At 35.6% G+C, this 12118-nt stretch carries 10 protein-coding genes; 6 read left to right on the top strand and 4 right to left on the bottom strand.

Features of this window, described 5'->3' with window-relative positions:
- From IEX65_RS19185 to IEX65_RS19170, 4 genes are all read left to right on the top strand, one after another.
- Entirely contained in the window at window positions 1–1170 is a 1170-nt protein-coding gene (locus tag IEX65_RS19185; protein ID WP_188768330.1) for a 5-(carboxyamino)imidazole ribonucleotide synthase, read from the top strand.
- 90 nt (window positions 1171–1260) lie between these two features.
- Window positions 1261–1746: a 5-(carboxyamino)imidazole ribonucleotide mutase gene (gene purE, locus IEX65_RS19180; RefSeq protein ID WP_188768329.1), complete on the top strand. Its 486-nt coding sequence runs from the start codon at window positions 1261–1263 to the stop codon at window positions 1744–1746.
- A gap of 136 nt (window positions 1747–1882) precedes the next feature.
- Complete coding sequence (locus IEX65_RS19175) at window positions 1883–2599, top strand: LysM peptidoglycan-binding domain-containing protein (RefSeq protein ID WP_188768328.1); 717 nt, start codon at window positions 1883–1885, stop codon at window positions 2597–2599.
- 168 nt (window positions 2600–2767) lie between these two features.
- Window positions 2768–3274 carry a DUF1772 domain-containing protein gene (locus tag IEX65_RS19170; protein WP_188768320.1) on the top strand — a complete coding sequence of 169 codons (507 nt, stop codon included), beginning with the start codon at window positions 2768–2770 and terminating at the stop codon, window positions 3272–3274.
- 3 nt (window positions 3275–3277) lie between these two features.
- Here IEX65_RS19170 and hemW read toward each other — a convergent pair whose 3' ends face one another.
- From hemW to IEX65_RS19155, 3 genes are all read right to left on the bottom strand, one after another.
- Window positions 3278–4453: a radical SAM family heme chaperone HemW gene (gene hemW, locus IEX65_RS19165; protein ID WP_188768311.1), complete on the bottom strand. Its 1176-nt coding sequence runs from the start codon at window positions 4451–4453 to the stop codon at window positions 3278–3280.
- A gap of 69 nt (window positions 4454–4522) precedes the next feature.
- On the bottom strand, window positions 4523–5299 hold the full coding sequence (locus IEX65_RS19160) for a class I SAM-dependent methyltransferase (RefSeq protein ID WP_188768306.1): 777 nt from the start codon (window positions 5297–5299) through the stop codon (window positions 4523–4525).
- 119 nt (window positions 5300–5418) lie between these two features.
- Window positions 5419–9024 (bottom strand): zinc-dependent metalloprotease, encoded by a 3606-nt coding sequence (locus IEX65_RS19155; RefSeq protein ID WP_188768305.1) that lies wholly within the window; start codon window positions 9022–9024, stop codon window positions 5419–5421.
- Window positions 9025–9191: 167 nt separating this feature from the next.
- Here IEX65_RS19155 and IEX65_RS19150 point away from each other — a divergent pair, with 167 nt between their 5' ends.
- Complete coding sequence (locus tag IEX65_RS19150) at window positions 9192–9509, top strand: hypothetical protein (protein ID WP_188768304.1); 318 nt, start codon at window positions 9192–9194, stop codon at window positions 9507–9509.
- A 65-nt stretch (window positions 9510–9574) separates the two neighbouring features.
- Here the strand turns inward: IEX65_RS19150 and IEX65_RS19145 are convergent, their stop codons facing one another.
- Entirely contained in the window at window positions 9575–10669 is a 1095-nt protein-coding gene (locus tag IEX65_RS19145; protein WP_064198472.1) for a chorismate mutase, read from the bottom strand.
- A gap of 178 nt (window positions 10670–10847) precedes the next feature.
- Between IEX65_RS19145 and IEX65_RS19140 the strand changes: the two genes are divergently transcribed.
- On the top strand, window positions 10848–12053 hold the full coding sequence (locus IEX65_RS19140; protein WP_188768303.1) for a proline dehydrogenase family protein: 1206 nt from the start codon (window positions 10848–10850) through the stop codon (window positions 12051–12053).
- Window positions 12054–12118 lie beyond the last annotated feature (65 nt).

Raw genomic sequence — 12118 nt, 5'->3', positions numbered from 1 at the left:
ATGCTTATCTTTGCACAAAAAAACTTCTTCGTGCAATTCGATAACTCAAAAAAACTCGGTATTCTTGGCGGTGGCCAACTCGGCAGAATGATTATTCAAGCTGCTATCGACTTCGACTTCACTATCAAATCGCTTGACCCCGACCCCGATGCACCATGCAAGCACATTGCTCATGAATTTGTGAATGGTTCGCTGAAAGATTTCGATACGGTAATGGCTTTTGGGCAAGACTGTGATATAATTACGATTGAAATTGAAAATGTCAGCATCGAAGCACTCGAAACTTTCGAAAAACAAGGCAAATTAGTGTATCCGCAGCCTTCGGTTTTACGCCTGATTCAAGATAAACGTATTCAAAAGCAATTTTATAAAGACAATAACCTTCCGACAGCCGATTTTATACTGACAGAAAATCAGGCCGATGTAAAAAATTACGTCGATTTTCTGCCAGCAGTTCATAAACTCGGTACGGGTGGCTACGATGGCAAAGGTGTGCAAGTACTACGCTCCGAAGCTGACTTAGCGAAAGCGTTCGACCAACCAAGTGTGTTGGAAAAAATGGTTGACTTCGAGAAAGAACTGGCTGTGATTGTGGCTCGTAATGCCAGCGGAGAAATCAAAACTTTTCCAGTCGTAGAAATGGTATTTCATCCAGAAGCCAACTTGGTAGAATATCTCTTTGCTCCTGCCGAAATTTCTGCTGAAATAGAAGCACAAGCTGAGCAAGTAGCCATCAAAACCGCCGAAGCTTTTGGTGTGGTGGGTTTATTAGCGGTTGAGATGTTCTTGACAAAAGACAGTCAAATCCTAATCAATGAAGTTGCACCTCGGCCACACAACAGCGGCCACCAAAGCATCAGAGCCAATGATGTCTCGCAGTATGAACAGCATTTACGAGCCATTTTTGATTTACCTCTTGGAAGCACAAAAGCACACTCAAAAGCTGCCATGGTAAATTTATTAGGCGAAGACGGCCACTCAGGCGAAGCTGTTTACGAAGGTATGAATGAGGTTTTGGGCGTTGAGGGCGTGCATCCGTTTCTTTATGGAAAGAAAATTACAAAACCTTTCCGAAAAATGGGACATATAACGATTATCGACCAAAATTTTGATAAATTAAAAGAAAAGGTCATTTTTGTAAAAGAAAAACTTAAAGTAGTTACGAAATGAATGGAGAATTATGAATTAAGAATTAAGAATTACCACAAAAAATAATTCCTAATTCTCAATTCATAATTCTTAATTCTTAATTGAAATAAGATGGTTGGAATCATAATGGGTAGTTTATCCGACTGGAAAGTAATGTCGGCAGCAGTTGAAATATTAGAACAATTCGGAATCCCTTACGAGAAAGAAGTTGTTTCGGCACACCGTACACCACAAAAAATGCTTGATTATGCCCATTCGGCACGTCGTCGTGGCTTAAAAGTAATCATTGCAGGTGCTGGTGGTGCTGCTCATTTACCAGGTATGGTTTCATCAAGTACGACTCTTCCAGTGATTGGTGTACCTATCAAATCAAGCAATTCGATTGATGGTTGGGATTCGATTTTGTCGATTCTTCAAATGCCTGCTGGTGTACCAGTTGCTACAGTTTCGTTGAATGGTGCAAAAAATGCAGGAATTTTAGCTGCACAAATCTTAGGAGCAAACGACGAGGAAATTGCAAAAAAACTAAGAGCATACAGCGAAGGATTGAAGGATTTGGTTGAAGAAATGAACGAGGAATTACAGAAATCGGTGTAAGTTTGACACAAATATTCAATATTTCAATCGAATTACAGGGAATTTTAGCTACTTTGCAATTTATAATTACTCATTTTCAATTGTACATTTATTAAAGAACTTGTTTTCCTATTTATAAATTAAAACACCTTTTCCCATGCAGTTCGAAGACCGAGAAAATCGAGAACAACGTAATGAACGTCCCAAAGAGCCTGCCCGCAATCTGCCAATGGCAGTTTTGTTAGTACTTGTGGGTATTATTTGTGCTTTGCTTTACATTGGCTGGAAGTATATGTCAGATGATACTTCGGGTAGTGATGACCTAACCGCAGTTCCTGCCGACACTGTGGCAAAAGCGATGAGTAATCAACCAGAAGAAGAAGCTCCAGCTGCTGAAACTTCGAGTACAACTCCTGCGGCCACCAATGGTTTACCAGAGGTTTCGGTACCAAAAGTTGGCGATAAAAATGAAGCAACAGCCGTAAAAGAAGAAAAACCTAAAGAAGAGAAACCAAAAGAGGAAAAATCGAAGGAAGAAAAGCCTAAAGTTGAAATTCCAGCAGGCGGCGAAACATATACACATACAGTTGGCGAAGGTGAAACTTTCTTTGGTATTGCTAATCGCTATAATATTAAGAAAGAAACACTGAAAGCAATGAACCCAGGTGTTGATGAAAGCGGCATTAAGGTTGGAGTTACTAAACTTAAAGTTCGTATCAAAGCCGTTCATACAGTTGGTCCTGGTGATATTATTAGAGTAGTGAGCAATAAGTATGGTGTTTCTCAAACACTCATCATGCAAGCCAACAAAAAGACTAAAAACTACGCCGCTCGTGGCGAAAAATTGATAATTCCATTTGCTGAAAAGCAGTAGTATTTAATCAAGATATTTAAGAAAAGCCATCTTTCGAGGTGGCTTTTTTTATGAATATCCCATAAAATAATCATTGTTAATCATAGGTTTAGAAAATTTTTATTTTAATCTGTAACACTCACCCACTTTTTCACATCTAACAGACAAAAACTCAAAACCTTTTGAAATATGAAAAAGTATTACAGACTTGAACAGGTCTTACTATTGCTTTTTATTATAGTTGGTGGTATTGAAGTGGGTGGAGGTCTATACGAAATCCGGGTTATACAACCTCTTATTCTTCATTCTCCACCAGAATCAGTATGGAAATTTAGTTTACTACGTACCCAATATCCCGAATTTGCTATTAATCCCGGATTTAGATTTTGGAAATTCACATCTCCATTTATTCTTATTTCAGCGATTGGTTTGTTAATTCTATCATTCAAAACAAATAAAATACAACAGCGTTTTTTTCTACTAATTTCTACACTCTTGATTATTTGTTTTGTAACCACTTTATTTTATTTTGCCCCTACTACTGGTAAAATCATGGATAGTGCAAAGTTAAAGCTAAGTGCAGAGACAACTACCTCAATAGTTTTAATGTGGATACGGTTAAATTGGCTACGATTGGTATTTTATATGACAGCTTGGTTGACCGCTTTAAAAACTTGGAGAGAAAATAAATTATAAGTATTACACCAAAAACAAATCACTCGCAATCCTATCGGCAAATAATTTACCTTTTTGCGTAAGTGTAAGCAACTGATTATCAAGTTTCAGAAAGTTTTGAGAAAGATTTTGTCGTAGTACTTCTTCGTTGGATTTCAGCCATTTTTGCCCCACCATTTTTTCTATCTCTGTCAAATCACAACCCCATTTTGTGCGTAGGCCAGTCATGATATAATCGTTTACTTTTTCTTCGGGAGTTAAAATTTCATAATCGGCAGGAACTTGACCGAGCGTCAGAGCTTTGATATATGCAGGATTATTCGATACATTAAACTGGCGAGATTCACCATTGAAAGAATGAGCCGAAGGCCCAACTCCCAGATATTCATGGCGTTTCCAATAAGAAGTGTTGTGTCGAGAATAGCGATTATCTCTACAAAAGTTCGAGATTTCGTACTGTTCATAACCGCTTTCAGCCAATGTATTGACTAAAATATCGAATTGTTGCGAAGCAAATTCTTCATCAATTGGCGGTATCTTATTAATTTGCAACCATTTACCAAAAACGGTTTTGGGTTCGATTGTTAGGCAATACGACGAAATATGAGGCACATTCAACATGATTGCCTTTTCTAAATCTCGTTGCCAAATCTGATGAATTCCGAGCGTAAACTCTGACTGAGTTTTTTGCAGTTTTTTAGGAAGCGTCAGTAATGGATGAATGCCATAAATCAAATCAATAGTGAGATTCTCAAATCCCATTTCTTGAGCCAGTCGCACACAATCTTCGGCATGCTGCGAAGTATGAATCCTGTTAAGGTACTTTAGATGATTATCATCGAAGGACTGAATGCCAATGCTTAGGCGATTAAAACCAAATCTTTGAAGAATTGCCAAACGGTCACGAGTGATGTCGTCGGGGTTGGCTTCCATGGTTATCTCAATTTCGTCGGCAAACGTATAATGTTTCTTGATTGTCTCAAAAATATCATACAATTCGTTCATATTCAACAACGAAGGAGTACCGCCACCAAAGTAGATAGTCTCTAATCGCTTGTTTTTCAAGTAATTAGCCTGTAAATCTATTTCTCGACAAATGGCTTCTACGACCGTTGTTTTCAACGAGAGATTTGTACTGAAATGAAAATCACAGTAATGACACGCCCGACGGCAAAAAGGTATGTGGAGGTAAAGGTGCAAGGTTTTCTAAATCGTAACACAATTTTCTAAATTGTTTTTTCGACCCACAAAGCAATTTAGAAAATTGCTCTACTTGGTAGCCACAAAAAAGAAATCAATACATTTTTCTGGCTCGTTTGACACATGGAAATCGGTTACATCAATCGAAGCAGCCAAACTGCCTGTTTCGGCCATTAGTTTGTTTCTATTGAAGCGATTCAAAAATTCGTAAGGTGCTCGAAGCATCCAAGCTGGCAAGCGGTGTTGTAAATCAAAAATATCAAAACGCATGATTTTATTCACCGATTGTTTGTTTTCTTCGTAGTAATCCCACACTTTTTTATTTCCACCCACTCCCATTGTTTCTACTTTAGAGAAATATTTTTGCATCAATGAACGTAATTCTTGCGTATCATATTCACGTACGTGCCAAGGGTTTCGGCTTAATGAATATGGACGATTGACTGTGGTGAGTAATACTCGTCCGTTTGGCTTCAAAACACGTGCAATTTCGGCCAAAAACTTATGGTCGTCTTGAATGTGTTCGATAACCTGAAACGTTACTACATAATCGAAGGTATTATCTTTGAATGCAGAAAGATGCGGTAAGTCGGCCGTACTAAAAGTATGCTTTGGATAAGCCGCTTGAAGTTGGTCAATCAGTGGTTGATTCTTGTCAAGACCTGTATAATGGTCACATTTTTTGATTAGGGTTTCAACGCCTCTTCCCCAGCCACAGCCTAATTCTAAAACATTTCCATGAATAATTTTTGCCGCCTCTACATACGGAAAATATAAACGTTGATGAACAGGATTATCCGATGGAATTTCGGCACTCGTGATTTCGGTGGTTGCGTATTTACTCACTTCTATAATGTTTTTTTTGCAAAGATAGGGAAGAATTAGGAATTAAGAATTGAGAATTGAGAATTATGCTACAATTATCAATTCTTAATTCGCTAAAAAAGCGTCAATACACACTTTTATTAATTTAAAACTAACTTTTTGAGATAGGTTTTATCATTTGTTTTGATTTCGAGTAATACGTTGCCTTGCCAAGAACTATGTATTTTTATTTTATGAGGTAATTCAGATTTTTCATTCGTATAAAGCAAACTTCCTTTTAAATCATATAGCTTAACTGAGTTAATTTTTAGGGAGTTTTCTGAATCAACTGTCACCCAGTCATCAGCTGGATTAGGAAAAACTTTAATTGTTTGACTCTTATCATCTTCGTTTGCAAGAATAAGCAATTGGAAAGTATCAGAAGTATTTGACGCACATGTAGCATCTGAATTAAAGACTTCAACCTTGTATTGTCCGTTTTGAGTCACTAAAAGCGTACTTTTTGTTCCATTTTCTACTTTTGTTCCATTAAAGTACCATTGTAGGTTTTTATCAGCATTTACTTCTAAAATCCAATTATTGGAAGCATCCGCCGAAATTATAGGCTTGGCAGGAATCACACAAAACTCTTGCATTACCTCATTAGCAGCCAAAAACTCAGCATTACCCTCTTGTTTGGCTTTTATTGTAACTTTTCCTGTACCTGTTAGTGTAACTACATTGCTACTAACTATTGCTGGACCTGAAACAATTTGATAGGTAATTGGTAAACCTGAAGTAGTTGTAGCAGTTAGAGTAAACGATTTTTCAGCTAACGTTTTTTGCTCGATTTTGGCAAATGATATAGTTTGTGTTGCTTTAGCAGTCACTTCAAACGAAAGTTCAACATTTTTAGCTGGTTCGTAGATTTCATTTCCAGGTTGAGAGATTTGTAGCGTTACTTTACCTACTTCACCAGTTAAAGTGATACTATCTTTCTTAATTTTAGCTGGACCTGATACAAGTTTATAGCTTAATGGTAAGTTTGAACTTGCATTCGCAATTATTTTGAAAGGTTTAGTTGTATTTCTTTGATTAAGGATTTTTTCAGCATTGATTGTTTGTGATTTGACTTGGCCAGAATCATCGTAGATATAAGCCCCAAATGAATTAGTGAAAATCCAAAGACGATTCTGCTTATCTACTGTCATGCCTGAATAATCACTCAAAAATCGTAGTGGCAAAGGAAGGTCATTTTCCACATCAACTCTTACCCATTTTTCATCTTGAAGTTTAAAAAGAACTACTTTTTGATTGATATCAGCCAGTAACCACATATTTCCTTTTCTATCTGAAATTAAATTTTTATAATTAGCTAAAGGTAAATCTCCGTTAGAAGGCAAAGCTAAATATGATTTAAGTGAATTATCAGGAGCTCTTCTATTGATATTATAATAATTGTTTTTTATATCAACCCACCAAATATTTCCTTTTGAATCAAAGGTAAATGACCCATAAATATAGCTTTTAGTATTTGAGATTATATTTTCCCATGATTTTCCGTTAAATTTGAAAATACCTTCATCAGCAATTGTTGCCCACAAGTTATTGTTCTTATCAATATATAATACGGGTCCCAAATTTTGTATTTTACTAATATTTGGTAATCTGCTCCATTGCCCTTGTGAATATTTGTAAATGTTAAAATATGATGAATCAGTTGCTACAGTAATATAAATTACTTTGTTTTTATCAATAACGAAATCAAAGGCTGTTTTGCGACTAAAGGGAAGACTACTACTTAAAGGGAATAAATTGTTTCCATCATATTCTACAAAACCCACCTTTGGCTGATTGAAATAAATATTGTTTTGTAAATCTGTTTTAATCTTAGTAAAATAGTCTGGGTTTATCAATCCCTTCGTTGTTAATGGATTAAGTACTTTTTCCCAATTTATTCCATCTGTCTGATAAATTCCTGTTTTATTGATAAAAAGGACTTTTGATGAATCATTATTTTGTGTAAAATATTGTGTTTCACCAACAAATGGTTGATTTACAGGATTAATAAATTTCCATTTTGAATTTGAACTTCCTGTTTTAAAGTAAGACACAACCCAGCTATTTACTCCATCTTTTTCTTTGTATCTATAATAGTAAACAGTATTGGTTTTCAAGTTTTCAATTATTTCATAACCCAAACCAGATAGGATGTCACCTGATTCTCCCATCTTATTCAATACTCGTGTTCTTTGTGTATGAATTCTTTTAAAATCTTCATCTTCTGCTACTTCTAACGTATATTCTCTGTTGACATTTGCCGAACCAAACTGCCAAATTATTGGAAATGAAGTACCTTGTTTTGACGATTGTTTAGGAAAAATATGTGAAATAGGACTGATTTTATTAAAGGTTTGAATGGATGTCCACTCCCCTTCATTCCCATCTTTAATGATTCTTGCTTGCCAATAAAATAACGGATTATAAAAATCGTTTCTTTGAAGCTCGTTAAAGGTAAATTTAGGAGAATTGACTCTAAATGTAACAGTATTATTTAATCGTGTCCTATCAAAACCATATTGTGAATAATTGTAATAGTCGGTGAGCCGAAATTCATATGTAGATGCTCCAATAACTGGATAAACTTCTAAACTGACATTATCAATATTTTCTTTATCTAAAAAAGCACCTTTTATTATTGGTATTAATGCAGTTTGTAATCCATCACAGGTTATCTTTGCCGTTTCTGACCAATCGCTTGTGCCTTTCTGATTAATGCTTTTGACTCGCCAATAATAAGATTTATTATTTTCTAAACTATATGCTTGGAAGAAATTTGAATAGAGAGTTGAATCAATAATTGGCTTTATAAATGTTTGATTGTCACTTACTTGCAGTTGATATTTAATGGTTTTAAGATTGAATTTCCAAGCTAAATAGGGTTGCGTAGATACACTTTTTTGTTCAAGTGATTCAATAATTGGTTTATTCGGTGATGTAATTATAAATGGTAGAATTTCATCAGCTCTATTTCTTATTACTTCTCTACAAAAAGGGTGGAAACTCATAACATTATTTTGACAATAGCTCATAATTGAACCTATAACATTCATGACACCATCATTTAGGCATCCGCCTTCGGCACTATAGCAAATATCTATAGGGCCATTAGGCCAATTACAATTATGTGTATGGGGAGAATCAAAACAATGTCCAATTTCATGTGCCATTGTTTTTAACACTTGTTGTTTTACATTAAAATTTCCAGAAATACAATAAAGGTCATATTGACCATCAGAGGTTTTCGAAATAAAAGCAATGCCAGCAGCAAAATTTGGCACGGCATCATAGAGTTTGAATAAATGTGCAATATGATAACCTAATTTTTTTTTGCCTCTTTGCAGTGTGTCACTTCTATTTGTTGTAATAATCTCAATATGATTAACAGTAAGTTTAATTTCCATTTCATCTTCATACACTTTCGAAACTTTCTCAAAATATTCATAAACTTTCCCTTTTATTAAATCTTGATTTTTATTGTAATTAAGATAAATATCATACTCCACCGCAACCGCCACCAAACACTCTAACATTGGTAAATCTGCCATTCTTAGGTTAGGATTTTTGCCTGCATTTCGCATCCGTTCTAAAACTTTTGCGTCAAGAATTTGGCTATCTGGCGTACCACAAAGTGGAACTTTACTTTCTTGTGAAAATGTGATTGAGGTAATAAAAAGAAGAACGAGCGTGGAGAAAACTTTTAGCATAAAGTATATTGTGAATAGATGAAATTTTCAAGTATCACAAATATCAAAAAATTATCAGATACCTCATAAAATAGAAAGAGAAATTATATTGAAATCGAAGTGCTGTGAAAGAAAATTTAAGTAATAAATCTACGTTATTATACAAACAACCAGCTTATAATAGACTCATGAAAAAACTACTCTTGATTTTCGGGCTGCTTTTATTTTCAACATTTTCTTTTGCCCAAATAGATATTTATCGTTCGCATCCATCATTCATTAAATCAGTTAATTTCAATAAAACTAAACCCATTTTCAGAGATAATTTACTGATTATTCAAAATAAGCCACTGATTTCTCAATATTTACCCAAGAAAAGAGATTGCTATTATCTGTTGGCTTCGCAAACTTCTATATGTTTTAATCGAGAAATAAATATGGACGCTATGAGTAAGCAAACCAAACAATTATTCTTCAAAATGAAAATGTGGAAATACTTTCATTAAGCCCAAATAAAAAACGTGCCACACTTCAAAAGTATGGCACGTTTAGTTTTATACAAATCCTATGATTAAGCAGGTTGTTGGTTCATCACCTCTGTTTGCTTACGGATAGATTCCATGTGAATCAATTTGAACATTTCTTCAACCAATTCAGGGTAAAGGTTTAATTTTTTACCTAAATCAGCACGGTTGTTGTGCAATTCTTTCCAACGGTCAAGTTGCAAAACAGCCACGTTATTTTCACGCTTATATTCTCCCAATTTCTCAACAACTGACATACGAGCTGCTAAAACTTCGAGTAATTCACGGTCGATATTATCAATTTTCTGACGTAATTGGTCTAATTCGTTTTGGAATTCTACACCATAAGAAGCCTTACGGATTTCCAATGATTTCAACATTTCGCCCAAAGCTTCTGGAGTCAATTGTTGAGAGGCATCAGACCATGCTTCGTCTGGATTACGGTGCGATTCGATGATTAAACCATCATAGTTTAGGTCTAATGCACGTTGAGCCAATTCATACAAATATGCACGTTTTCCGGCCATGTGGCTTGGGTCGCCGATGATTGGTAATTGAGGGAAAAGTGTTTTTAACTCAACCGCCATTTGCCACATTGGAGAGTTACGGAATTTTGTTTCTTGGGCATTAGAGAAACCACGGTGAATAGCCGCCATTTTCTTGATACCTGCTCCAGCGATACGCTCAAAAGCACCCACCCACAGAGCTAAATCTGGGTTTACTGGGTTTTTGATTAATACTGGTACATCAACACCTTTCAAAGCATCAGCTAAATCCTGTACGTTAAAAGGGTTTACGGTTGTTCTTGCACCAATCCAAAGGATGTCGATGCCATATTTCAATGCCAACTCAATATGTTGAGGTGTAGCTACTTCGATTGCAATTGGTAAACCTGTTTGTTTTTTTGCTTCAACCAACCACGGCAAAGCAGCTTCTCCCATGCCTTCAAAACTACCTGGACGAGTACGAGGTTTCCAAACACCCGCACGTATCACATGTGCATAGCCTTCTTTGGCGATGCGAGATACGGTTTCCGAAACTTGTTCTTCGGTCTCGGCACTACACGGCCCAGCGATAATCAATGGCTTCCCTGCGGTATCAATCCAACTGCTAAGAGGAAGTACGTCTAAATTTGCTTTCATTAGTTAATTAAAGGAGCGAGATAACTCGCTTTTATAAAAAAATCAAAAAAAATACACCTTAAATGTAATATATTTGCACCAGATTTCAAACAAAAACTATTTCTATTTAATATTTTTTCTTGAAATAATACAACTCATCGACAAAACTATTTATTTTAAAAAATTAAAATCGACAAACATGAAAACTGCTACGCAGAATCATAACTTGAGTTTTGAGGATACTTCGGTGGCCTTTGCTCATCAGTCAGACAGTAAACTTCGCAAAACATATTTAATTTTTGCGATGATGAATCAAAATTGGCTCGTAAAGATAGGAACTTTTTTTATAAAATTAATACTTAAATTAGGTTTACCTGTAAAATTTCTTATTAAAAATACTTTATTTAGCCAATTTTGTGGTGGAGAAAGCATAGAAACTTGCCAGAAAACAATAGAAAATTTGGCAAAGGGCAAAATCGGTACGATTCTCGACTACTCGGTGGAAGGAGAAGACAACGAAAAGGATTTTGATAAAACTACCGAAGAATTAGTAAAAACCATCAAAAAAGCATCTCAACAGACCACTGATATACCATTTTCGGTGTTTAAAGTATCAGGAATTGGTTCGGTCGAACTTCTTGAAAAAGTACAAGAACACGAAGAAGAATTAACCGCAGAAGATAAAGCTGCTTTTGAAAGAGTACATAATCGAGTTGATAGACTCTGCAAATTGGCTGCCGAACTCAACGTAAAGATTTTTTTGGATGCAGAAGAAACTTGGATTCAAGATGTGATTGATAATGTTTGCTACGAAATGATGAAAAAATATAACGTAGGTGGCAAAACGATTGTCTATAATACGTATCAATTATATCGTTGGGAAAGTCTTGATAACCTAATCAAAGCTTGTGACAAAGGACGTGCCGAAGGCTATACAGTTGGAGGAAAACTCGTGCGTGGGGCATATATAGAAAAAGAACGCCGTCGTGCTGCCGAAATGGAATATAAAAGCCCGATTCATATTACTAAAGAGGATACCGACGTTGATTTTAATAAAGCCGTGCATTACGCCATTGATAATATTGACGTACTTTCTATCTGCCTCGGCACTCATAACGAAGATAGTTGTTTGCTTTGCGTGAAACTGATGGAAGAAAATGGGATTGCCAAAAATGATGCTCGAATTTGGTTTGCACAACTTTTGGGAATGAGCGATAATATTTCTTACAATTTGGCAAATGCTGGCTATAATGTAGCGAAATATGTACCTTATGGGCCAGTTGAGGCCGTTATGCCGTATTTATTCCGTCGTGCTGAAGAAAACTCTTCAATTGCGGGACAAAGCAGCCGAGAGTTTTTGTTAGTAAAAAAAGAGCGAGAAAGAAGAATGAATAAAGCTTCTTAGAGAGTAAATTCAACAAAATTGATAGAGTATTCGAGAGTTTAGTCTATTTTTGTTGTCTCATAGTT

This window comes from Emticicia aquatilis (assembly GCF_014644295.1).
GTDB lineage: Bacteria > Bacteroidota > Bacteroidia > Cytophagales > Spirosomataceae > Emticicia > Emticicia aquatilis.
Note: the sequence above shows the minus strand (reverse complement) of the source record. Positions and strands in the feature narration are given on the sequence as shown.